Origin of the sequence: Pseudogracilibacillus sp. ICA-222130 (assembly GCF_037892545.1) — a bacterium.
GTDB lineage: Bacteria > Bacillota > Bacilli > Bacillales > Amphibacillaceae > Pseudogracilibacillus.
This window is the reverse complement of sequence record NZ_JBBKBG010000007.1, coordinates 1-24,025: the sequence shown is the minus strand read 5'-3', so window position 1 is coordinate 24,025 and position 24,025 is coordinate 1. Positions and strand designations below refer to the sequence as shown.

Annotated in this window: 21 protein-coding genes and 1 tRNA gene; 21 read left to right on the top strand and 1 reads right to left on the bottom strand. The window is 35.9% G+C overall.

Annotated features, from left to right (window positions below; translation table 11 throughout):
- Nucleotides 1-11: 11 nt before the first annotated feature.
- The 10 genes from WKT09_RS05015 to WKT09_RS04975 all read left to right on the top strand — a co-directional run bounded on the left by WKT09_RS05015 (nt 12) and on the right by WKT09_RS04975 (nt 9,851).
- Nucleotides 12-242, top strand: a complete 231-nt coding sequence (locus WKT09_RS05015) for an anti-sigma-F factor Fin family protein (protein WP_336267955.1) — start codon at nt 12-14, stop codon at nt 240-242.
- Between the two features lie 147 nt (nt 243-389).
- A complete protein-coding gene (gene mfd / locus WKT09_RS05010; RefSeq protein WP_340414995.1) occupies nt 390-3,932 on the top strand; it encodes a transcription-repair coupling factor in 3,543 nt (1,180 codons plus the stop codon).
- Between the two features lie 161 nt (nt 3,933-4,093).
- Nucleotides 4,094-4,630 (top strand): stage V sporulation protein T, encoded by a 537-nt coding sequence (spoVT, locus tag WKT09_RS05005; RefSeq protein ID WP_340414994.1) that lies wholly within the window; start codon nt 4,094-4,096, stop codon nt 4,628-4,630.
- A gap of 142 nt (nt 4,631-4,772) precedes the next feature.
- Complete coding sequence (locus tag WKT09_RS05000) at nt 4,773-6,380, top strand: putative polysaccharide biosynthesis protein (protein WP_340414993.1); 1,608 nt, start codon at nt 4,773-4,775, stop codon at nt 6,378-6,380.
- A gap of 1 nt (nt 6,381) precedes the next feature.
- Entirely contained in the window at nt 6,382-7,806 is a 1,425-nt protein-coding gene (mazG, locus tag WKT09_RS04995; protein WP_340414992.1) for a nucleoside triphosphate pyrophosphohydrolase, read from the top strand.
- Nucleotides 7,807-7,811: 5 nt separating this feature from the next.
- Complete coding sequence (locus WKT09_RS04990) at nt 7,812-8,078, top strand: RNA-binding S4 domain-containing protein (RefSeq protein WP_340414991.1); 267 nt, start codon at nt 7,812-7,814, stop codon at nt 8,076-8,078.
- A 53-nt stretch (nt 8,079-8,131) separates the two neighbouring features.
- Nucleotides 8,132-8,431 carry a sporulation protein YabP gene (gene yabP / locus WKT09_RS04985; protein WP_340414990.1) on the top strand — a complete coding sequence of 100 codons (300 nt, stop codon included), beginning with the start codon at nt 8,132-8,134 and terminating at the stop codon, nt 8,429-8,431.
- Nucleotides 8,428-8,988, top strand: coding sequence for a spore cortex biosynthesis protein YabQ (yabQ, locus tag WKT09_RS13790; protein ID WP_445323984.1), 561 nt, complete (start codon nt 8,428-8,430; stop codon nt 8,986-8,988). The genes yabP and yabQ overlap by 4 nt, the downstream gene beginning before the upstream one ends.
- 21 nt (nt 8,989-9,009) lie before the next feature.
- Nucleotides 9,010-9,393, top strand: coding sequence for an FtsB family cell division protein (locus WKT09_RS04980; protein ID WP_340414989.1), 384 nt, complete (start codon nt 9,010-9,012; stop codon nt 9,391-9,393).
- Nucleotides 9,394-9,467: 74 nt separating this feature from the next.
- Nucleotides 9,468-9,851, top strand: coding sequence for a S1 domain-containing RNA-binding protein (locus tag WKT09_RS04975; RefSeq protein WP_336267963.1), 384 nt, complete (start codon nt 9,468-9,470; stop codon nt 9,849-9,851).
- 254 nt (nt 9,852-10,105) lie between these two features.
- Here WKT09_RS04975 and WKT09_RS04970 read toward each other — a convergent pair.
- Nucleotides 10,106-10,179: transfer RNA gene (locus WKT09_RS04970), tRNA-Met, on the bottom strand.
- A 232-nt stretch (nt 10,180-10,411) separates the two neighbouring features.
- On the opposite strand from WKT09_RS04970, the gene spoIIE reads away from it, so the two are divergent.
- From spoIIE to lysS, 11 genes are all read left to right on the top strand, one after another.
- Nucleotides 10,412-12,826 (top strand): stage II sporulation protein E, encoded by a 2,415-nt coding sequence (gene spoIIE / locus WKT09_RS04965; protein ID WP_340414988.1) that lies wholly within the window; start codon nt 10,412-10,414, stop codon nt 12,824-12,826.
- A gap of 190 nt (nt 12,827-13,016) precedes the next feature.
- On the top strand, nt 13,017-14,444 hold the full coding sequence (gene tilS / locus WKT09_RS04960) for a tRNA lysidine(34) synthetase TilS (protein WP_340414987.1): 1,428 nt from the start codon (nt 13,017-13,019) through the stop codon (nt 14,442-14,444).
- Complete coding sequence (hpt, locus tag WKT09_RS04955) at nt 14,437-14,988, top strand: hypoxanthine phosphoribosyltransferase (RefSeq protein WP_340414986.1); 552 nt, start codon at nt 14,437-14,439, stop codon at nt 14,986-14,988. The genes tilS and hpt overlap by 8 nt, the downstream gene beginning before the upstream one ends.
- Nucleotides 14,989-15,114: 126 nt before the next feature.
- Entirely contained in the window at nt 15,115-17,130 is a 2,016-nt protein-coding gene (ftsH, locus tag WKT09_RS04950) for an ATP-dependent zinc metalloprotease FtsH (protein ID WP_340414985.1), read from the top strand.
- 356 nt (nt 17,131-17,486) lie between these two features.
- Nucleotides 17,487-18,266: a type III pantothenate kinase gene (locus tag WKT09_RS04945; protein ID WP_340414984.1), complete on the top strand. Its 780-nt coding sequence runs from the start codon at nt 17,487-17,489 to the stop codon at nt 18,264-18,266.
- Complete coding sequence (gene hslO, locus WKT09_RS04940; RefSeq protein ID WP_340414983.1) at nt 18,267-19,133, top strand: Hsp33 family molecular chaperone HslO; 867 nt, start codon at nt 18,267-18,269, stop codon at nt 19,131-19,133. It abuts the gene before it with no gap.
- A gap of 146 nt (nt 19,134-19,279) precedes the next feature.
- Nucleotides 19,280-20,200, top strand: coding sequence for a cysteine synthase A (gene cysK, locus WKT09_RS04935; protein WP_340414982.1), 921 nt, complete (start codon nt 19,280-19,282; stop codon nt 20,198-20,200).
- 156 nt (nt 20,201-20,356) lie between these two features.
- Nucleotides 20,357-21,187, top strand: a complete 831-nt coding sequence (gene folP / locus WKT09_RS04930) for a dihydropteroate synthase (RefSeq protein ID WP_340414981.1) — start codon at nt 20,357-20,359, stop codon at nt 21,185-21,187.
- On the top strand, nt 21,180-21,545 hold the full coding sequence (gene folB / locus WKT09_RS04925; RefSeq protein WP_340414980.1) for a dihydroneopterin aldolase: 366 nt from the start codon (nt 21,180-21,182) through the stop codon (nt 21,543-21,545). The genes folP and folB overlap by 8 nt, the downstream gene beginning before the upstream one ends.
- Nucleotides 21,542-22,039, top strand: a complete 498-nt coding sequence (folK, locus tag WKT09_RS04920) for a 2-amino-4-hydroxy-6-hydroxymethyldihydropteridine diphosphokinase (protein ID WP_340414979.1) — start codon at nt 21,542-21,544, stop codon at nt 22,037-22,039. The genes folB and folK overlap by 4 nt, the downstream gene beginning before the upstream one ends.
- Before the next feature lie 101 nt (nt 22,040-22,140).
- Entirely contained in the window at nt 22,141-23,625 is a 1,485-nt protein-coding gene (gene lysS, locus WKT09_RS04915; RefSeq protein ID WP_340414978.1) for a lysine--tRNA ligase, read from the top strand.
- The last annotated feature ends 400 nt before the right edge of the window (nt 23,626-24,025 follow it).

Sequence of the window (24,025 nt, the reverse complement as noted above, 5' to 3'; positions counted from 1 at the left end):
GAGGACATCTGATGTCGATTGTATATAAATGTCGCCATTGTAAATACACGATAGGCACTTTACGACAACAAATTGTATCGACATCTATGCTAGGAATAGATGTGTTAACAACGAAGGAAAAAGAAAAGATGGTTCATTATAAAGAAAATGGCGATGTACATATTCATGCCATTTGTGAAAATTGTGAAGATACGTTACAATCACATCCAAACTATTATGAATTAGATTATTTTTTACATTAAAAACTTAGCACAAAAAGATAAGGAGTGCACATAAAGTCCTTATTCATTTTTGTGCTTAAAGTTGTTTGAATAATTGACGTAGTACTTCATACATATAGCAATATATGAATGTTTAAAAGTTAGGGGATATAGTGTGGGGGAACTGAAATGAAAGAAATCATTCGATATTTACAACGAACAAATGATATACAGTCCATCATTCAAGGATTAGAAGGTGGAATGAAAGAACAACTTGTTGCAGGAGTTGCAAATTCCGCAAGAAGTTTATTTGTCGCGGCAATTCAAGATGCAACAAAGAAAAAAGGAATTATCATTACACATCAACTCTTACATGCCCAACAGTTATATGACGATTTGATAGAATATTCAGACGAGCAAAACGTTTTTCTATATCCTGTCAATGAGCTCATCGCTTCGGAGATGGCTATTTCTAGTCCAGAGCTACGAGCAGATCGTATTAAAGCACTAACAGAGTGGTTGCATAAAGATGAGGGCTTATTAATTGCACCTGTTGCAGCATTGAAAAGAATATTGCCACCGAAACATTATTGGGATCAATATAAACTGTATTTTGAAGAATTAGGGACGATTGATGTAGATAATTATACGAAAAACTTATTTGAGATGGGATATGAACGTGTTGATATGGTAACGGCACCTGCAGAGTTTAGTATACGTGGTGGAATCATCGATATTTATCCTGTCACCGAACAAAATCCAATTCGTATTGAATTATTTGATGACGAAGTAGACTCTATTCGATATTTTGATGCGGACTCGCAACGTTCCTTAGATAAAGTGACGCATATAACGGTTGGTCCTGCGACAGAATTATTGTTGAAAAAAGAAGATATGTTGCGCGCAAAAGAGCGACTTGAAAAAGAATTGGCAAAAGTACTAAAGAAAATGAAAGCCTCTGAACATCGAGAAGCATTATTACAATCGATGAACGAGGAAATAGAGAAACTAGATAACGGGGAACTTTTTCCAGGAATATATAAATATAGTGGGCTATTTTATGAAGAGCCGTCTAGTTTACTAGATTATATAGAAGATGATCATGTGCTCTTGTTCGATGAAATTGGTAGAGTGCAGGAAGCAGCAGATTATTTAGATAAAGAAGAAGCCGAGTTTCGAAAGGCATTAATAGAACAGCATGAACTATTACCTGATGTCGAATTCTCGCTTGATTGGACGACGTTAACGAATAAAATGAACGGACAAAAGATTTATATGTCTGTATTTATGCGTCATATTGCGAATACAAAGCCATCGAACATCGTTAATTTATCGACGCGAACGATGCAAGAATTCCATGGCCAAATGAACTTATTCCAAACGGAACTAGAACGTTGGAAGAAGCAAGATTACTCTGTCATTATTATGACGATGAATGATAAGAGAGCTGAAAAAGTACAGGCTATTTTACGTGATTATCATATGGATGCCGTCATCCAAAAGGATATTACCTTACCGGCATTAGAACCTGTTATTATGGAAGGGTTCATTAGCAAGGGAATAGAATTTCCGATGCATAAATTAGCAATTATTACAGAAAATGAATTGTTTAAAAAACAACAAAAACGTCGGAGTAAAAACCAACATATATCTAATGCGGAACGAATTAAAAATTACCAAGAATTAAAAATTGGCGATTATGTTGTACACCGAAATCATGGAATCGGGAAATATGTCGGGATTGATACATTGAAAGTAAATAACTTGCATAAAGATTATTTACTCATTCAATATTCGGGAGACGACAAGCTGTATGTTCCGATTGATCAAATTGATTTAGTGCAAAAGTATGTTGGGTCTGAAGGGAAAGAGCCACGTTTATATAAATTGGGTGGCACAGAATGGACGAAGGTAAAGCGTAAAGTACAGTCTTCTGTAGAGGATATTGCAGATGAATTAATTAAATTATATGCTGAAAGAGAAGCACAAAAAGGATTTGCCTTTGAAAAAGATTCATCTTTACAACATGATTTTGAAAATGCCTTTCCATACCAAGAAACGGCAGATCAGTTACAATCGATTGAAGAAATAAAACGAGATATGGAAAGAGAAAGACCGATGGATCGTCTTTTATGTGGAGATGTAGGATATGGAAAAACGGAAGTAGCTATTCGTGCTATTTTTAAAGCTGTCGCGGAAGGAAAACAAGCAGCTGTCCTTGTGCCAACAACTATTTTAGCGCAACAGCATTATCAGACGATGGTAGAAAGATTCCAAGACTATCCGATCAATATTGGATTATTAAGTCGTTTTAGAACTCGGAAACAGCAAAACGAAACCATTGCAGGAATCAAAGAAGGAACCATTGACATTGTCATCGGGACTCATCGTTTATTATCAAAAGATGTGCAATATAAAGATTTAGGATTGCTCGTAGTAGATGAAGAGCAACGTTTCGGTGTAAAACATAAAGAGAAAATTAAACAACTAAAAGCAAATGTAGACGTATTAACATTAACGGCAACCCCAATTCCTCGTACATTGCACATGTCGATGTTAGGAATTCGTGATTTGTCTGTCATTGAAACACCACCAGAAAATCGTTTTCCAGTACAAACATATGTGATGGAACATAATCCTGTATTCGTACGGGAAGCTATTGAACGAGAAATGGCTCGTGGTGGTCAAGTGTTCTTGTTATATAACCGTGTTGAAAGTATAGAAAAGGTCGCTAGAGAAGTAGAGAATCTTGTAGAAGGAGCAAAAGTCTCTGTCGCACATGGACGCATGTCGGAAAATGAACTAGAAGATGTCATGATGCGCTTTTTAGAAGGGGAAAGCGATGTGCTCGTAAGTACGACCATCATCGAAACAGGGGTGGATATTCCGAATGTAAACACACTCATCGTATATGATGCTGACCATATGGGATTAAGCCAGTTATATCAATTACGTGGACGTGTTGGTAGATCGAATCGAATTGCATATGCTTATTTCACGTATCGAAAAGATAAAATTTTAACCGAAGTAGCTGAAAAAAGATTACAAGCAATCAAAGAGTTTACAGAATTAGGTTCTGGATTTAAAATTGCAATGCGTGACTTATCGATTCGTGGTGCAGGTAACTTACTTGGAGCAGAACAACATGGATTTATTGATTCGGTTGGATTTGATTTATATTCGCAAATGTTAAAAGAAGCAATTGATTCAAGAAAATTAGGTAAGCCAGTAGAAGCGGTACAACCATTTAACCCAGAATTATTATTAACGGTTGATGCTTATATTCCAGCAACATATATTGAAGACGAAAAACAAAAAATCGATATGTACAAACGATTCCAAACGATTGAGACGATCGAGGAATTACGTGATTTAAAAGATGAGATGATCGATCGTTTTGGTGATTATCCAAAAGAGGTAGAAGAATTGTTTTTAGTCTCCCATATAAAAATGTTTGCGAAACGTGAACGTGTGGAATCGGTCCAAGAGAAGCCGAATTTGATAGAGTTTATAGTAGAAGAAGAACGTAGTCAAAACATCGATGGATCCAAATTATTTGAAGTTGCGATGGAGTTCGGTAATAACGTTCAGTTAGGGACAGTAGGAAATAAATTAAAAGTAAAAATGAAGTGGAAAAATGAAACGAGACAACAGCGATATGATCTTGTTGCAAAGTTTATCGATAAATTATCAGGTGTCCATCAAGAAAAGATAGCAGAAACATCGGTATAATATATACAAATGCATGGAACTTCTATTCTTTCGTGATCGATAAAAAAATTAAATTTCCAAGTACGTATAGGCCAATGATGAATCATGTATAGTTCTGCTAAATTGTAACATACTATGAACAATAACGTTTTAAGTAGACATAAAGTGAGGTTGTTCATCGTATGAAAGCAACAGGAATCGTAAGACGTATAGATGATTTAGGACGTGTCGTTATACCGAAAGAAATAAGAAGAAATCTTCGTATTCGCGAAGGAGATCCATTAGAAATTTTCGTACAACGTGAAGGAGAAGTTATTTTAAAAAAATATTCTCCAATCAACGAGTTAGGGCATTTTGCTGAAATGTACGCGGAAGCTATTTTTGATGTCGTTCATTTACCTGTATTTATTACAGATCGAGATGAGGTCATCGCTGTAAGTGGGCGTGCGAAAAAGGGATACTTACAAGCCCCAATTGGATTACATATAGAAGAGGCAATTACAGAAAGAATATCTTCGCTAGAGGAAACGATGGAATCGCTAGAAATTATTCGTGGAAAAGAAGAGACTGTTGGTAATTATGCCATTAGTACGATTGTGGCGAATGGTGATCCAATTGGAGCGGTATTAATGATTGCAACAGATGATATGAAAGTAACGGAAGCCGAACAAAAAGTAGTCGCAGCGGCTGCCAGTTTTTTAGGAAAACAAATGGAATAATTATGTCATACTATAGGCTGTTCAAATAAACATTGTTTTATTTGAACAGCCTTTTTGTGTGAATCAGAATACACCAATCGTAGTGGACAGATGAGTTATGATATAATACATATATTTACTATAATATATAGGCAGGTTTACCATGAAACAAACGGATACAAATCAAGTTGTCCAAGGGGCACTTTTATTAACGATTGCAGGTTTATTCGGGAAAGTATTAAGTGCGATATACCGTGTTCCACTGCAAAATTTAACAGGTGATATTGGCTTTTATGTATATCAACAAATATACCCATTAATTGGAATGGTGATGATGTTATCTTTATATGGTTTTCCGGCAGCTGTATCAACATTGACGGCGAAGCAGCGGGCCAATAATATCCCCATGACATATAAACATTTTTATTTGCCGATTTTTGTTGTTTTGCTCTTTATGAATGGGATATTATTCGGGGTTACCATTTGTTTCGCACCATATATTGCATCATGGATTGGGGATGTACAATTAGAACGTACATTTTTCTTTGCGGCATTTTTATTTTTACTCGTTCCTTTTGTAGCTCTTTTTAGAGGGGTATCACAAGGGTATGAACGTATGCAGCCAACCGCATATTCGCAGATAGTAGAACAATTCACTCGTGTAACGATTATTATTGTAGCGGCTTATTTCGTTTACACCGGTACATTGCAATTATATGATATTGGTATCTTTGCGGTGTTGGCGACGATGATGGGGATGTTTTTTGGTTTGCTTACTTTACGAATATCTTTTCGTTTGGAAGTAGATCACCTCGACATACAACCTCGTCATATTCCGTGGAAAGATTATTTTTCGACTATATTCATGTTAGGATTTATCGCAGCATTGAATCATATGATTTTATTACTATTACAGTTTGTCGATGTATTTACATTGATTCCGGGATTATTGCAACATAACTTATCCTTAGAAGAAGCAATGCAACAAAAGGGAGTTTTTGATCGTGGGCAACCATTGATACAATTCGGCATCGTATTTGGTTCTTCTTTTGCATTAGCATTAATCCCATCCGTCATTACGAAAGATGTGAAAGAAAATACCGCACATCTTGTTTATGTAAGAGAAGCTGTCTTATTTAGTATGTATATTGCTGTCGGAGCAACTGTAGGGCTCATTTTATTAATGAAAGAAGTAAACATCGTATTATTTACAAATGAACTAGGGACAAACAGTTTACGGGTATTATCTTTATCGATATTAATGGCAGCAATGACGATTACGATGATTGCGATTCTACAAACGACAGGAAAAACAAATGTAACGGCGGTCTATATTTTGGTCACGGTTATCTTAAAAACAGGGCTGAATATATTATTAATTCCTCGGTTTGGGATAATGGGGAGTGCACTAGCAACATCAAGTAGCTTATTATTTTTATGTATCATCGTGGCACGTTTACTACGAAAATTATTGCCAAATTTACGCATGATGCATCACGTAAAATGGAAAGGGCTTCTAATTGCTACGGTAACGATGACGATGGTTGTCGGGCTATTAAAAGGCATTGCTTTCTTCCTTCCGTTTACACGTTTCACTTTAGCGGTATATGTACTAGGGACAGTAGTTATTGGTGCACTTACATATATGATTTGTCTTATTCGACATCATGTATTGTCGAAACATCAATATGAAGCATTACCTTTTTCACGATTATTTTTACGTTTGGAGAAAATTGTCCGAAAAAAAGATGAAGAAATTGGGAGGAAATGAAGTGGGTAAAATTGAAGTAATAGGTCTAGGGGCAGGAAATATCGAGCAATTGCCGTTTGGATTGTATCAAACATTAAAAAATGCTCCTACGACTATTTATGCGAGAACGTTAGACCACCCTGTTATAACTTATTTACAAGATGAAGGGGTACATTTTGAAAGTTTTGATACGATATATGAAAAACATAACCAATTTGATGCCGTATATGAAGAAATTGTAGACATATTAGTACAACAAGCGGAAACAGGAGATATATTATATGCGGTACCTGGTCACCCGATGCTAGCGGAACGCACCGTTCAGTTATTATTAGACGATCCGACAGCAGATGTACATCTTTTAGGTGGGCAAAGTTATTTAGATGATTTATTTACAGCGTTGAAAATGGATCCGATTGAAGGTTTTCAATTTGTGGATGGAACATCATTTGATCGTACATCATTACAATATAAACAGCATATTATTTTTTGCCAAGTATATGATGCATTTATAGCATCAGAGGTAAAACTTGCGCTACTAGAAGATTTACCAGCTCATTATGAGGTAACGATTGTCGAAGCGGCAGGAGCGGAGGATGAAAAATTGGTCACTGTTCCATTAGAAGAATTAGATAGAGTCATGGAAATGAGCAATTTAACATCTGTTTATGTTCCGCCGATAAAAAAAGCTTTACCACATCAATTCCAAACATTGCGTGAAACGATTCAAATTTTACGGGGACCAAATGGGTGTCCGTGGGATCGAAAACAGACACATGCTTCTTTAAGAAAATATGTACAAGAAGAAGTATATGAATTAATTGATGCGATTCAAAGAGAAGATGATGAAGGAATTATAGAAGAGCTCGGGGATGTATTGTTGCAAGTGATGCTTCATAGCCAAATTGGGGAAGACAACGGTTATTTTTCAGTAGATGATGTCATTCGTTCGATTACAGAAAAAATGATCCACCGTCATCCACATGTGTTTGGAGATGGAGAAAATAATAAATCTTGGGATGAATTAAAGCGGGAGGAAAAAAGGAAACCGAACCATTCTATCCTAGAAGATATCATCACTTTTGCTCCAGCATTACAAGTAGCTGAGGAAGTCCAGCAGAAAGCAGCAAAAGTAGGATTTGATTGGGATGAAGTAGCAGACGTATGGTTGAAATGGGAGGAAGAATTACAGGAATTTAAAGAGGCAGTGGAAGCGAATGATGGAAAAGAGATGGAAAAGGAGTTTGGAGATATGTTGTTCGTTCTGGTAAATATTGCGCGCTTTTATGACATATATCCAGAACATGCATTACAACAAACGAACGAAAAATTTATCCGCCGATTTCGTTATGTGGAACAATGTGTGAAAGAATCCAATAAGGAATTCCGTGATTTTACGTTATCACAGCTAGATCATTTTTGGAATGAAGCAAAGAAAGAGGAATGATGAATATGCGTTTAGACAAATTTTTAAAAGTATCACGAATCATAAAACGTCGCCCATTAGCAAAGGAAATTGCCGAACAAGGAAGAATTAAAGTAAATGACCAAGTAGCAAAACCTTCTGTCATTATCGATGTGGGGGATTTGATTACAATATACTTTGGACAAACAACATTAACAGTAAAAGTGTTACATGTAAAAGAACATGTGAAAAAAGACGAGGCAACGACATTGTATGAAGTTGTTCGTGAAGAGAAAGTGACATCTGCAGAATAATTCGTTCTAAACTTGTCCCTTTACACATACGTTATGAATAAGGGGTGAGAGGAATGAAAGATACATTAAAAGTTGAAAAAGAAATAACGACAGGAACACACGACATAAAAATTAAAAACCGCAAAGAAATTGAAGTAACCGGTGTAAAGGAAATCGATAGTTTTGACCAAGAGGAATTTTTATTACAAACGGTGATGGGATACGTGATTGTGCGTGGAGAAAAGCTTCAATTAAAAACATTAAATGTACAAGAAGGACTTGTCATCATTCACGGAAAGATCGATGACTTTTCGTATATGGATGATACACAACCGGAGTCAGCTAAAAGTTTATTTAGCAAGCTCTTTAAATGACCGTCCACCAAGAGTGGGTCTTTTTAAGTGTGATGATTTGTACGGGTGTCTATATCGGAATATCGACAGACACTTTACGCCACACGATCATGCCACTATTACGAAACGCACTTCTTTATCGTCTTTTGTTCGTATTGTACTGGCTTTGTCAAACCGCAATCGTTTATTACATTTTATATAAAATGAATAACGGTATATTGCGGTTTTACTTTTTATTAGCAGTTTTGCTTGGGTATAGTGCGTATATCGTTTTTATTCAAACCTTTTATATGAAATGTTTACAATGTATAATGCACATGGTTCGATTTGTTTGGCGTGTTCTATACCTGTTGATCGTGAAACCAATTACCTATATACTGTACTTTTGTATGAGGTGTTTGCTCTATGTATATAATTTTATGAAGAAATGCATGTATAAAGTATGGTTTAAATTATTTGGTCAACGTTTGCGACGGTTAAAGAGATTCATTTTACGAAAAAATAGTAATATAATTACCATTTTATGTCGCTTTTATAGTACAATATATACTAAATTGATGGATAAATGGAAGCGGTAAATTAGAGGAGGGAAGTCTCTCATGCAAAGGCAAGGTAGTTCAATCGCAAAAATTAAATCAAATTACGTAGAACAATATGAAAAACAAATGAAGCGGGAACAACGTAAAAAGAGACGATTAATGAAAAGACTCATACTTTCCGCTATTGTGATGGTCGTTATTTCAGGCTCATTATTTTGGTATCATATGTCACAGCGAGCTACATATGCAGATAAGTTAAATGAGCATGAAAAGCTCTTGGAAGAAAAGGAAACATTACAGCATGAAAAGGAAAAGTTAGTAGAAGAAGTGAATCTACTAAAAGATGATGATTATATTTTAGAAATTGCTAGAACCAATTACTTTTTATCTAAAGAGGGAGAGTTAATTTTTCAATTAGATGATGACGATAGTCTCTCTTATTGACATATTTTTGGATAATTCGTATACTATGAACAAATGGAAACATTTTTAAAATTATCAAGGAGGAGCATTTTTTAATGTCAATTGAAGTAGGCAGCAAATTGCAAGGGAAAGTAACTGGAATTACAAATTTTGGTGCTTTCGTAGAATTAGAAAAAGGTAAGACAGGACTTGTTCATATTAGTGAGGTCGCTGACAATTACGTAAAGGATATCAATGAACATTTAACTGTCGGAGACGAAGTACAAGTAAAAGTAATTAATGTAGAAGATGATGGTAAAATTGGATTATCTATTAAAAAGGCGAAAGAAAGACCTGTACGTCAAAAACAAACTCGAGAGAGAACGGAAAACTTCGAATCTAAAATGAATCGTTTTTTAAAAGATTCAGAGGACCGTTTAGCATCATTAAAGAAGCACACTGAATCTCGACGTGGCGGAAGAGGTGCTAAAAGAGGATAGCAATTGCTGTTTACGTAATAATGCTCTTATTATAATGAATATAAGGCGATCCAAGACAAGTGTATTTTATACACTTGTCTTTTTCTATATAAAGGGCGGAAAAGCTTGATCCCAATCATCAAAAGAGTTGCGAACAAAACAGCGTGCAAAATAGCTTAGAAGTGTCGGCGACAACCCTATTGGACAAAGCGTCATAATAAAACTAAAACGGTCATGTTTATCAGAATAAGATAAACATGACCGTTTTTCATCGATAGCGGCGGAGGGAGTCGAACCCACGACCTTTCGGGTATGAACCGAACGCTCTCGCCAGCTGAGCTACACCGCCATATAAGCCTAGTAGTTTTTCAACCAACATGAAATATAATACAACACTTTTAAAATGAAGTCAACAAATGTCCTTATTCCAAAAAATAGAGTAGTTTTGTAGAAGTTTTGCTTATATATGTACATGTTCGTATAATCCGTCGAAAAGTTCTTCCTTTCCCTTTCTCTATTTTGACAAAATAAACGACATATATGTGGTGTAATGAACGTACTATGATAGGAGGAGGAATATTGTGAGTGAAACAGTACAATCCAATATGGCGTTAAAAGATAGAAACCTCTACATGATGTTCTATACATTTTTAATGGAGAAAAATATTTTTCTATGGGCTACTGCATTATTATTGGGACGAGCAGTCATTTTATTTGAATTATCCCCTTTTGCTCTACCATTTTTTGCTGCATGCATGGTATATGGTCAGAAACGATTATCGATCCTATCGTTTTGGATGATCCTTGGTGCATGTACGTATTCTATAGAACAAGCAATATTTATCGTTCTATCCCTTAGCTTGTTCGTTTTTTTAATGAAGCTTCTTCCACAACAACGGCAAACAAAGTGGGTCATGACCTGTTTATTTATTGCAATGGTTACAACGAGATTCCTAATACATACGGTACAAATGAAATTGACGATTTATCATGGGGTAAGTTTTATCGTAGAAGCATGTTTGGCACTTATATTATGGATGATTTTTACACAAAGTATGGCTTTATTCTCTTTTAAATCATATACAGTGACATTGAAAAATGAAGAAGTTATTTCCATTATTATATTACTAGCTTCTGTTTTAACTGGTTTTATTGGTTGGAATATATACGACGTATCTTTAGCCTCTGTTTTTGCTAGATGGATTGTGTTAGTCATCGCCTGTGTGGGAGGGGCGGCGATTGGTGCTACAGTTGGGGTGGTAACAGGATTAATATTGGCCTTATCTAATATAACTAATTTATATGAAATGAGTTTACTCGCATTTGCAGGTTTGTTAGGTGGGTTATTGTATGAAGGGAAGAAATTTGGAACAAGTTCAGGACTTTTAATTGGCACCTTACTCGTAAGTGCGTATGGAGAAATAGGGGCAATTGGGTCAAATATGATGGCATCTATTGTCGCAGTTTGTCTATTTTATATGATGCCAAAACAATTACTCTATACTTTATCCAAATATATTCCGGGTACAGCAGCTTATACGTATGAAGAAAGAAAACATCTGCAAAAAATGCGCGACGTGACAGCGAAGCGAGTAGAACAATATTCTGATGTGTTTGAAGCGTTATCGGAAAGTTTTTTATCCTCAAGTATGAAAGAGCAGCAACCAGCATCCCTAAATGAAACAGATTATTTTTTAAGTTTCGTTACGGAAAAGACTTGTCAAAATTGTTTTATGAAGCAACGTTGTTGGGTACGGGAATTTGAAGATACGTACGTATTAATGGAAAACATGAAGGACGTCCTATTGCACGGTGGAAATATACACGATATGCAGCGGGCAAAATTTGATAGGCATTGTGTAAAATCAACAGAAGTCATTGAAGTGATGAAAAACGAAATATCATTATTATCTTTAAATAAGCAATTAAAAGAACAAGTCGCAGAAAGTAAAAAGATCGTCGCAGATCAACTACAAGGTGTGTCCCAAATGATGGATAATTTTGCAAAAGAAATTGTGAAAGAGCGCCATCGACATGAGCAAAAGGAAATCGAAATTGTACGAGCTCTGCAACAAATGCATATTTCATTAGAGAAAATTGATATTTACCAATTAGAAAAAGGGAATATCGATATGGAATTAGCCCTTATTTTTCACGATTATCATGGTGAAGGTGCGAAAGTCATTGCTCCCCTATTGTCTCATGTGTTAAATGAAACGATTGTCGTAGAAAAAGAAGAAATATCTCCTTTTCCAAATGGGGTTAGCTTTTTAACCTTTCGTTCGGCAAAGCAATATACGATTGAAACAGGTGTTGCAACAGCAGCAAAAGGCGGTGGACTCATTTCTGGTGATTGCCATCTATTAACAGAGGTAGGAAAGGGTAAATATGCTTTGGCCATTAGTGATGGCATGGGGAATGGACTACGTGCACGGGAGGAAAGTAGTGAAACATTACGTTTATTAAAACAGTTATTGCAAACAGGTATATCAGAAAGCGTCGCAATTGAATCGATTAACTCAATCTTAGCGTTGCGAACTTCGGATGAAATTTTTGCAACATTAGATTTAGCAATTGTGAATTTACAAAATGCATCATTAAGATTTGTAAAAATTGGTTCTGTCCCTAGTTTTTTAAAACGTGGTAAGGAGGTTATCCAAGTTGACGGAAGTAGTTTGCCGATAGGGATTATCCAACAAGTAGAAGTAGATATGATTCAACAAACATTAAAACAGGGAGATATCGTTATTATGATGAGTGATGGACTGTATGATGGGATTGTACATGTGGCACATGATGAAAAACAATTACAACAAAAAATTGCACAAATCGAAACTGATGATCCCCAACATATCGCAGATTTACTTTTAGAAGATGTGGTTCGTGATAACGGGGGAACGATAAGAGATGATATGACGGTCGTCGTTTTTAAAATCGATAAATATCGCCCAAAATGGAAACCAATACCGGTGATGGAACAAATCGCTACATCCTAAAAGGTTTGTAAACGAATAAAGGGAGGAATGGATAACATATCATACCTACTTTATTCGTTTTTTTTTCACCAATTTGGTATGTGCAACGGAAATATGTCGAGAATCATACCTTTTTTCAAAAATAACGTCCTATTAAATGACATTTAGGATCAATCATCGTTATAATAAAGAAAAGGATGAGATTGGATTTATGATGAAGCAAATGGTACGTAATTTTATGAAACAACATCATATGGTAAACGAAAATGAAACGATTATTGTAGCAACATCGGGTGGGCCTGATTCTATGGCATTATTACATCTATTATGCCAAATGCGAGAAGAATTAGCTTTAACCCTTATTGCTGTGACAGTAGATCATCAATTACGTGGAAAAGCGTCAGAAGAAGATGTAGCATATGTTGCATCTGTTTGTAACGATTGGAGAGTCACCCATGAATCGGTGCGTATCGATGTACGTTCTTATGCGGCACAAAATAAATTAAGTACACAAGTCGCTGCCCGTACATTACGCTATGAAGCATTACACCGAATGATGGAAAAGTATCGTGCATCATCTGTCGCGATGGGCCATCATGGAGATGACCAAATTGAAACGATGTTAATGAGCTTAACACGTGCAACCACTTTAAATGGTATGCTAGGCATTCCAGTGAAACGTCCTTTTCATGAAGGGCATATTATTCGCCCGTTATTATGTGTCACTAAAACAATGATTGAACAATATTGTAAAAATGAAGACATTCATGCCCAAATTGATTTATCGAATTTTGATCCTTCTTATGAACGAAATTACATAAGAAAAACAATCGTTCCTCCGTTGAAAGAACGGTATGATCAATTACATCGGACGGTACAACGTTATACGGAAAGTGTTCAAGATGATGAACGTTTTTTACAAGCAGAAGCAAAAAAGATGTTCCGTGATGTGTGTACAATCCGAGAGGAAAAAGCAGAAATTGCCATCCAACTCGACCTATTTATGTCATACCCCGTCTCTTTACAAAGGCGTTGTTATCGACTAACATTAGACTATCTATATAAACAACCGTCACAAAATTTATCCCATGTACATGAAGGTCTATTTATGGAATTATTACAATCTGATATTCCAAATAAACGTATACAGTTTCCTGAAAATGTATACGTTGAAAAAGCGTATCGTACAGTATATGTATACAAGGAATGTGCAGTAGAAAAGGCACAACAAGAATGGTTACTGGAAGATAAAGAACAAATATGCACCTTACCGAATGGTGCTCGTGTAAGCTTAGCCTATATAGATCATATAGATGCTATACCTCGTAGTAAGTTTACATACCTTTGTAGGAAAGACGAGATTGTCTTCCCACTACATATTCGAACGAGACGTGATGGAGATAGAATGACGTATAATGGACTAGACGGTACAAAAAAGATAAAAGATATTTTTATGGACGAAAAAGTGCCACGTCATTTACGCGATGACAAATTCATTGTAACAGATCATACTGGTGAGATTTTATGGTTAATTGGCATTAGAAAAAATGAAAAAATAAACAAAAAGAAACAAGGCCTATGTATCATGCTCACCTATGAGCAGCATGGAAAAGGAAATGAGGAGGACAATTATGCGTGATGAAATATTAGAAGTATTAATAACGGAAGAAGATATAAAAGCGAAATGTGAAGAATTAGGGGAAAGCTTAACAAAAGAATACAAAGAGAAATTTCCGCTTGTAATCGGTGTGTTAAAAGGAGCAACCCCATTTATGGCTGATCTTATACGTCATATCGATACACATGTCGAAATGGATTTTATGGACGTATCGAGCTATGGAAGTGGTATGCGTTCATCTGGAGAAGTAAAAATTGTCAAAGATTTAGATGCGAAGGTAGAAGGAAGAGATGTACTCGTTGTAGAAGATATTATTGATAGTGGATTAACGTTAAGTTACTTAGTCGACCTATTTAAATATCGAAAAGCTAAATCAGTAAAAATTGTGACATTATTAGACAAACCTTCTGGAAGAACGGCAAAAATTAAAGCTGATATGGTTGGTTTTGAAGTACCAGATGAGTTCGTTGTTGGGTATGGTTTAGATTATAATGAGCGATATCGTAATTTACCGTATATCGGTATATTAAAGCCTGAAATATATCAAGATGAGATTGAAAAATAAAATGTGAACAAATTTTTATTTTCTTTTCTTGAAAATAAGTAAAATAAAGAGCATTTAGTTGTATTGGATAAATTTAATATGATACTATGTTATGGAGTTTTCCCGTTGAGGGGGGGAGGTTTGTAAATGGACCGAATTTTTCGGAATGTACTAACATATGCATTAATATTCGTCGTGTTAATCGGAGTGATCAGTCTTTTTAAAGGACAAAATGAACCGTCAGAAGAAATGAATGTAAAAGAATTCATAAGTGCTTTAGAAGATGATAAGATTGCGGAAATGACGATGCAGCCAAAGAATAAAATTATTAGAATTACTGGTGAATTAAAGAAAGACGATAAACCATTCGTCGTACAAGTACCAGATAATAACGATATTATCGCTAATATTACAGAAACAGCGAATGAGAAAAGTGTGCTGAAGATTGAACAGGAAGAACAGCCGAGTGCGTTCGTTAGTTTTCTGACGATGATGTTACCATTTTTATTAATTGGATTAATTTTCTTCTTTATTTTTACGCGAGCTCAAGGTGGAGGCGGCGGTGGCCGTGTAATGAACTTTGGTAAAAGTAAAGCGAAACTATATACAGAAGAACAAACGAAAGTACGCTTCACAGACGTAGCAGGAGCAGATGAAGAGAAGCAAGAGCTTATAGAAGTAGTAGAGTTCTTAAAAGATCCACGTAAATTCTCTGAATTAGGAGCACGAATTCCTAAAGGGGTACTATTAGTCGGACCTCCAGGTACAGGTAAAACATTACTTGCTCGTGCGGTTGCGGGAGAAGCTGGAACGCCATTCTTTTCTATTAGTGGTTCAGATTTCGTTGAAATGTTTGTCGGAGTTGGGGCTTCCCGTGTAAGAGACTTATTCGAAAATGCGAAAAAGAATGCACCTTGTATCATTTTCATTGATGAGATTGATGCAGTAGGTAGACAACGTGGTGCTGGTCTTGGTGGTGGTCACGATGAACGTGAACAGACATTAAACCAGTTATTAGTAGAGATGGATGGATTTGAAGGAAATGAAGGAATCATTATGATTGCTGCAACGAACCGTCCAGACATTTTAGACCCTGCATTACTACGTCCAGGTCGTTTTGATAGACAGATTCCTGTAAATAGACCAGACTTAAAAGGCCGTGTAGCTGTATTAAAGGTACACGCACGTAATAAACCTTTAGCTGAAGATGTAGATTTAAAGACGATCGCAGCTCGTACACCAGGGTTTGCTGGGGCAGACTTAGAGAACGTATTAAACGAAGCGGCATTAGTTGCTGCACGTCATGATAAAAAAGTCATTACAATGAAAGAAGTAGATGAAGCTATTGACCGTGTCATCGCTGGACCAGCGAAAAAGAGCCGTGTCATTTCAGAAAAAGAAAGACAAATCGTTGCATACCACGAAAGTGGGCATACAATTATTGGTATGGTGTTAGATGATGCAGACACCGTTCATAAAGTAACCATTGTTCCGCGTGGGCAAGCTGGTGGATATGCAGTTATGTTACCAAAAGAAGATCGCTTCTTAGCAACTCGTCCAGAGTTATTCGATCGTATTACAGGATTACTTGGAGGTCGAGTCGCAGAGGAAATCATATTTGGACGTGATCACGTAAGTACTGGTGCGTCAAATGACTTCCAACGTGCAACAGCGATTGCAAAACAAATGATCACAGAGTATGGAATGAGTGAAAAAATCGGACCTACTCAATTTGCGGATGGTGGAAAAGATCCGTTCTTAGGAAGAGATTTATCATCTGAGAAAAACTATAGTGAAGCAATTGCACATGAAATAGATATAGAAACACAGAGTTTCATTAATAGTTGTTATGAACGAGCGAAAGATATTTTAACAGAGCACCGTGAACAACTAGAGTTAATTGCTGAAAAATTATTAGAAGTAGAAACATTAAATGCAAACGAAATTAAGTCTTTATTTGATACAGGTGAAATGCCTGCGGAAAATACGACTTCTGAAGTAGAAGAAGAAGACGTAAAACTTGAAACGTACGAAGAGACGAAAGAAAAAGTAGCGAAAAAGCTCGAAGAATCAGAAGAACAGATGGATACAAATGCTTCTGACTCGCAAGAAGACACAACGTCCACAGACGTGAAATCGGAAGAGGACGAAAAAGATAAGTAAGTATATAAAAGCACAAGAGTCCATATCGTATGGATTCTTGTGTTTTTTTAATGGAGAGTAAAAGGATATAAATGGCTCTACAATAGATGGTGTTGGTGTAAAAAATGCCTAGATAAGGCAAGGGAAGGCAAATCCTGAACTTGGCTTAGAAAGCCGTACGCGGAAAGCGGAGGACATTTCCGAAGTGGCGTCATTGTAAAAGCGAAGTCAGTCTAGCCACATCTTTTCGGGAACGATTTTTAAAGAGTATTTTAATGAGACTAAATTTTTGTAAAAAGTGTGTAGTTCCGTCATAATAAATCAAGATGAAGTTCGTTTATAAATGGGAGCAAAATGATGGAGGAGTGAGCAGACGTATGATTTTTGTTATTGATATCGGGAATACAAATACAGTACTAGGAATTTTTGAAGAGGACAAACTAATATATGAGTGGCGTATCCAAACCGACATCCATAAAACGAAAGATGAGTTTGCGATGCTCATTCAATCCCTATTTCAGTTTAAAAAATTATCTTTTTCAGAAGTAGAAGGTATTATTATATCTTCTGTTGTACCACCAATTATGCGTTCATTAGAAACGATGTGTGTAGAATATTTCCACCTTACACCATATGTAGTTGGAAAGGATACATTGACGGCACCATTAGAAATAGCCTATCCAAACCCGAAAGAGATTGGAGCAGATCGAATTGTAAATGCTGTTGGAGCCATTCATCTATATGATGAACCGATGATTATTATTGATTTTGGTACAGCCACAACATTTTGTTATGTGGATGGTCAGAAACGATATCACGGAGGAATTATTACACCAGGTATAAAAATTTCCATGGATGCTTTGTACGATAAAGCATCGAAGTTACCAAAAATTGAAATTGCGCCACCAGAAAAAGTCGTTGGATCGTCGACGGTCGAAGCGATGCAATCAGGAGTATATTATGGATATGTATCACAAATTGATGGGATTGTTCGCCGAATGAAAAGGGAGCTTGGTGTTAATCCAACAGTTATTGCAACAGGAGGCTTTGCTTCCTTAATTGCAAAAGGATCTGAAACCATTCAACATATTGAACAACACTTAACATTAAAAGGGTTATATTATATATATCAACATGAAGAAAAGAGGAACATGTAAATGCAAGATTATTTAGTGAAAACAACACTGTACGACGGAATGGTTCGTGCATATGCTTCTGTTACAACGAATATGGTAGAAGAAGCTAGACGTAGACAAGATACATGGGCGACACCATCTGCAGCATTAGGTAGAACACTTACGATTACGAGCATGATGGGAGCAATGTTAAAAGGAGAAGATTCCTTAACGGTAAAAGTAGAAGGAAGTGGACCAATCGGCGCAATTATTGTCGATGCAAATGCGCATGGAGATGTACGTGGATATGTGATTCATCCACATGTTGATTTCCCATCAAATGAATACGGGAAATTAGATGTTCGAGCAGCTGTTGGAACAGAAGGGACATTAAGCATTGTAAAAGATCTTGGTTTAAAAGATTATTTTACAGGACAAGTCCCAATTGTATCTGGAGAAATTAGTGAAGATTTCACTTATTATTTTGCAACATCGGAACAAACACCATCGGCAGTTGGAGCAGGGGTATTAGTGGATACTGATTATACGATTAAAGCGGCAGGTGGTTTTATCGTACAATTAATGCCAGGTGCAACAGAAGAAGTAGTGACAAAACTTGAACAAAAATTAGAAAATTTCCCCCCTATTTCTTCCTTAATTGAAGCAGGAAATAGCCCGGAAGAAATTTTACAACAGTTATTTGATGATGAAGCAATTGAAGTATTAGAAAAAATGGATGTCCAATATAAATGTAAATGTTCCAAAGAGCGAATGAAGAATGCTGTTAAAGGATTAGGGTCGGAGGAAATTACAAAGATGATAGAAGAGGATCATGGTGCAGAAGCGACCTGTCATTTTTGTAATGAGGTGTATCATTTAACAGAAGACGAATTACGTGCATTATTATAAAGTATTAGAAAGAGAAAAAGTAGAAGTAACATATGAGAATATGGAAAACTTCTACTTTTTTGTTGTTTATAGTTGACAAACACTGAACGGAAAGGTATATTATAAATAAATCCTATAAAAATACTATGAATTGAGAGGGATCGAATATGAAAGTGACAGAAAATATTGCTCAGTTAATTGGAGAAACACCAGTCGTTAAATTACCACAAGCAGATGAAAATAGTGCAGAAATATATGTGAAATTAGAATACTTTAACCCAGGAAGCTCTGTGAAAGACCGTATTGCATTAGCAATGGTTGAAAGAGCGGAAGAAGAAGGACTTATTAAGCCTGGAGATACATTGGTTGAACCGACGAGTGGAAATACTGGTATTGGTTTAGCATTGGTCGCTGCTGCAAAAGGGTACAATTTAGTCGTAGTGATGCCAGACACGATGAGTCAAGAACGTCGTAACTTATTAAAAGCTTACGGTGCTAAATTATATTTAACACCTGGTGCAGACGGGATGAAGGGTGCAATCGCAAAAGCAGAAGAATTAAAAGAAGAAAACGGTTATTTCATGCCTCAGCAATTTAAAAATGTAGCAAACCCAGAAGTACACGCTCGTACAACAGGGCAAGAGCTTGTAAAACAATTCCCTGATGGAGTAGATGGGTTTATATCTGGAATCGGTACAGGTGGAACGATTACAGGTGCTGGAAAAGTATTAAAGGAAAATTTTGACGGTGTAAAAGTATATGCAGTAGAACCAGAAGATTCACCGGTATTATCAGGAGGTTCACCAGGTCCACATAAAATTCAAGGAATCGGTGCTGGTTTTGTTCCGGATGTACTAGATACGGAAATTTATGATGAAGTTATTAAAGTGAAAAACGAAGAAGCGTTTGATGCTGCACGTACAACGGCTAGAACAACAGGAATTTTAGGTGGTATTTCTTCTGGAGCTGCAATTGCTGCCGCTAAAAAAGTCGCAAAAGAATTAGGTGCAGGCAAAAAAGTAGTTGCTATTTTACCTGATAATGGTGAGCGTTACTTATCAACAGCATTATATCAGTTCGAGGAATAATAGAAGAAATAAAAATAGATCGTGATTCAATTTGAACAAATATTGAATCATGGTCTTTTTTTGTCTATTTATCGTACGAATTATCTTACATCGCTATTTATTTATGGTAAACTAAATGGGGAAATAGTTGAATTTTTACATGTAGAGGAAGATTTTATGTATATACATACACCTTCAAAAAAAATAGATGTATCCAAACGAACATTAATTATGGGGATTTTAAATGTCACACCTGATTCTTTTTCGGACGGAGGTTCCTATACATCGGTGGATCTTGCCATTGCGAGAGCAAAACAGATGGTCGAAGATGGGGCAGATATTATAGACATCGGTGGAGAATCGACGAGACCAGGTCATGATCCTGTTTCAGAAGAGGAAGAAATAGAGCGCGTTATTCCTGTTATTCAAGCATTGAAAGAACATATAAATATTCCGATATCGATTGATACGTATAAAGCAAAAACAGCAGAAGCGGCTGTGAAGGCAGGAGCAGACATTATAAATGATGTATGGGGTGCAAAAAAGGAACCAGCAATTGCAAAGGTTGCAGCAACTTATAATGTTCCGATTGTGTTAATGCATAATCGAAATCATACATCTTACCATGACATGATAGAGGATATAGTAACAGAACTACAAGAAAGTATTGATATTGCGAAACAGGCTGGTGTTCAAGACAAACAAATTATTGTCGATCCTGGAATCGGTTTTGGTAAAGAGGTACAAGATAACTTTTTTGTTATGAGGCATTTACATGAAATTGTAGCAAAGTTACCGTACCCACTTTTACTAGGTGCCTCAAGAAAAAGATTTATAAATGAAGTGTTAGATTTACCGGCAGAAGAACGGGATAATGCAACAGGTGCTACAACTTGTTATGGCATTGCACAAGGTGCTCATATCGTTCGTGTACATGAAGTGAAAAAGACGAAAGAGCTAACGACAATGATGGATGCGATGGTACATGGGGTTGGATTACATGGATAAAATAATTTTAAAAGATCTGCAATTTTATGGATATCATGGTTTATTTGAAGAAGAGAATAAATTAGGGCAACGCTTTTCAGTTGATTGTGAGCTGTATACTTCTTTAAAAGAAGCTGGGATGACAGACGAAATGAATGCATCAATTCATTATGGTCATGCTTATGAACTTATTCGTGATATCGTCGAAGGTAAACCAAAAAAATTAATCGAAGCAGTAGCAGAAACAATTGCAAAATCATTATTTGATCAGTTTCCAATGTTACATGCGTGTATGGTTAGAGTAGTGAAACCAAATCCACCAATTCATGGGCAGTATGAGTCTGTTGCGGTAGAAATTTATAGGGAGCGAGAAAAATGAATGTAGCATATATAAGTTTAGGTTCTAATATCGAGCCTCGTGAACAATATATGGAGGATGCTTTGAAAAAGTTGGAAGCACATAAAGAAATAACTATTGTGACAAAATCAACAATCTATGAAACTGCTCCGGTTGATTATTTAGACCAAGACCAATTTTTAAATATGGTGATTGAAGTAGAAACTTCATTAAAAAATATCGAGTTATTACGTGTATGCCAACAAATTGAAAATGAACTAGGAAGAGAACGTACGATAGATAAAGGACCACGTACAATGGATTTAGACATATTGCTCTTCAATTCTGAGAATAGAGAAATTGAAGGATTGCGAATTCCTCACCCAAGATTACATGAAAGAGCTTTTGTTCTAATTCCGTTATTTGAAATTGCACCTGAATTAGCATTACCAACTTCTGGTGTATTAATTGAAGATTTATTGCAAAAAATATCGGACAAAGAAAAGGCGACAGTTGTAAAATGGGAAAAGGTATAATTTTTAAACAAAATATGTAAATTGACTTGCTTTATAGAACGATGATTCGTAAAATATAGAACAGATTCGAATGAACTTGAATATGATTAAATGGAGTGATTATGTTGTCGGAAGAACTAAATGAACATATGAGAGTGCGTCGCGAAAAATTAGCGACCTACTATAATGAAGGACTAGACCCTTTTGGTGGTAAGTTTGAACGAACGAGCAACGCAAAGGAATTGCATGATTTATATGAGGAATTTTCAAAAGAAGCATTAGCTGAAAAGGACATTTCAGTTACAATAGCTGGTCGAGTAATGACCAAACGTGGAAAAGGAAAAGTAGGATTTACGCATATTCAAGATGCGACAGATCAAATTCAACTATATGTAAGAAAAGATGATATCGGAGAAGAGGCTTACGAAATCTTTAAGTCGGTAGATATTGGTGATATTATCGGTGTAACAGGTGTTGTTTTTAAAACGAATGTTGGGGAATTATCGATTCACGCGAAGGAATTTACATTACTAACCAAATCATTACGTCCGTTACCAGATAAATACCATGGTTTACAAGATATTGAATTACGCTATCGCAAACGTTATTTAGATTTAATTACAAATGAAGAGAGTCGCAAAACGTTTGTCATGCGAAGTAAAATTATTCAATCGATGAGAAATTATTTAAATAATGCAGGATTTTTAGAAGTAGAAACACCAATGCTTCACTCTATTCCAGGTGGAGCTGCTGCACGTCCATTTGAAACACATCATAATGCTTTAGATATGGAATTATATATGCGAATCGCAATTGAATTACATTTAAAGCGACTAATTATCGGTGGATTAGAAAAAGTATATGAAATTGGCCGTGTGTTTAGAAATGAAGGGGTATCTACAAGACATAATCCAGAATTTACGATGATTGAGTTATATGAGGCTTATGCAGATTATAAAGATATTATGTCGCTAACAGAAAATATGGTTGCACATATAGCAGAGGAAGTATTAGGAACGACAACCATTCAATATGGCGAGGATACGATTGATTTAAAACCAGAATGGACAAGACTTCATATGGTAGATGCTATTAAGGAATATGTCGGTGTAGATTTATGGGGAAATATTTCAGATGAAGAAGCACGCTCATTAGCAAAAGAGCATGGTGTGGAAATCACCGATGCTATGACATATGGACATATCGTAAATGAGTTCTTTGAGCAAAAGGTGGAAGAACAACTTGTACAACCAACATTTATTTATGGACATCCTGTAGAAATTTCTCCATTAGCCAAGAAGAACAGAGAAGATGAGAGATTTACAGATCGTTTTGAATTGTTTATTGTAAGAAGAGAACATGCAAATGCATTTACAGAGTTAAATGACCCAATTGATCAACGTCAACGTTTTGAAGCACAAGTTGCAGAACGTGAAGCTGGAAATGACGAAGCACATTTAATGGACGAAGATTTCTTAGAAGCATTAGAATATGGAATGCCACCAACAGGAGGACTAGGAATCGGAATCGATCGCTTAGTTATGCTATTAACAAACGCACCGTCTATTAGAGACGTATTATTATTCCCGCAAATGAAAACTAAATAATAATAGTAGATCAAACACAAGGCGAACAGAAACCTCTATCACGATTAGGTGAATCGTTGATATATCAATGTTTCTGTAATTTACGCCTTGTGTTTTTCATTTTTGTTATCATATTGTTTGCAAACATTTTTGGAATTTGTTATATTTATTTATGCCGTTCGAGAGAGGTATTCATTTTGAAAACTTTTTCGAAAAAAAGATTCAACAAAGTTGTTGACATCAACATGGCATGTATGCTATATTATAAAGGTCGCTATTTTAGCGAACGAAAAACGAGTTAAAAAACTTCATCAAAACTGTTGACAAAGAAATATCAGCATGATATAGTATAGAAGTTGCCTCAAGAGAGGCGAACATTTGTTCCTTGAAAACTGAACAAAGACAATAAATGTCAAAGAAA

Excerpts from the sequence above, each read along its gene's own strand:
- yabQ (WP_445323984.1), top strand. The coding sequence starts at position 8,428 with ATGACCGTCCACCAAGAGTGGGTCTTTTTAAGTGTGATGATTTGTACG.
- folP (WP_340414981.1), top strand. The coding sequence starts at position 20,357 with ATGTATATACATACACCTTCAAAAAAAATAGATGTATCCAAACGAACA.
- tilS (WP_340414987.1), top strand. The coding sequence starts at position 13,017 with ATGATGAAGCAAATGGTACGTAATTTTATGAAACAACATCATATGGTA.
- hslO (WP_340414983.1), top strand. The coding sequence starts at position 18,267 with ATGCAAGATTATTTAGTGAAAACAACACTGTACGACGGAATGGTTCGT.
- cysK (WP_340414982.1), top strand. The coding sequence starts at position 19,280 with ATGAAAGTGACAGAAAATATTGCTCAGTTAATTGGAGAAACACCAGTC.
- WKT09_RS05015 (WP_336267955.1), top strand. The coding sequence starts at position 12 with ATGTCGATTGTATATAAATGTCGCCATTGTAAATACACGATAGGCACT.
- mfd (WP_340414995.1), top strand. The coding sequence starts at position 390 with ATGAAAGAAATCATTCGATATTTACAACGAACAAATGATATACAGTCC.
- hpt (WP_340414986.1), top strand. The coding sequence starts at position 14,437 with ATGCGTGATGAAATATTAGAAGTATTAATAACGGAAGAAGATATAAAA.
- WKT09_RS04980 (WP_340414989.1), top strand. The coding sequence starts at position 9,010 with ATGCAAAGGCAAGGTAGTTCAATCGCAAAAATTAAATCAAATTACGTA.
- spoVT (WP_340414994.1), top strand. The coding sequence starts at position 4,094 with ATGAAAGCAACAGGAATCGTAAGACGTATAGATGATTTAGGACGTGTC.
- WKT09_RS04990 (WP_340414991.1), top strand. The coding sequence starts at position 7,812 with ATGCGTTTAGACAAATTTTTAAAAGTATCACGAATCATAAAACGTCGC.
- folB (WP_340414980.1), top strand. The coding sequence starts at position 21,180 with ATGGATAAAATAATTTTAAAAGATCTGCAATTTTATGGATATCATGGT.
- lysS (WP_340414978.1), top strand. The coding sequence starts at position 22,141 with ATGTTGTCGGAAGAACTAAATGAACATATGAGAGTGCGTCGCGAAAAA.
- yabP (WP_340414990.1), top strand. The coding sequence starts at position 8,132 with ATGAAAGATACATTAAAAGTTGAAAAAGAAATAACGACAGGAACACAC.
- ftsH (WP_340414985.1), top strand. The coding sequence starts at position 15,115 with ATGGACCGAATTTTTCGGAATGTACTAACATATGCATTAATATTCGTC.
- folK (WP_340414979.1), top strand. The coding sequence starts at position 21,542 with ATGAATGTAGCATATATAAGTTTAGGTTCTAATATCGAGCCTCGTGAA.
- WKT09_RS04975 (WP_336267963.1), top strand. The coding sequence starts at position 9,468 with ATGTCAATTGAAGTAGGCAGCAAATTGCAAGGGAAAGTAACTGGAATT.
- WKT09_RS04945 (WP_340414984.1), top strand. The coding sequence starts at position 17,487 with ATGATTTTTGTTATTGATATCGGGAATACAAATACAGTACTAGGAATT.
- WKT09_RS05000 (WP_340414993.1), top strand. The coding sequence starts at position 4,773 with ATGAAACAAACGGATACAAATCAAGTTGTCCAAGGGGCACTTTTATTA.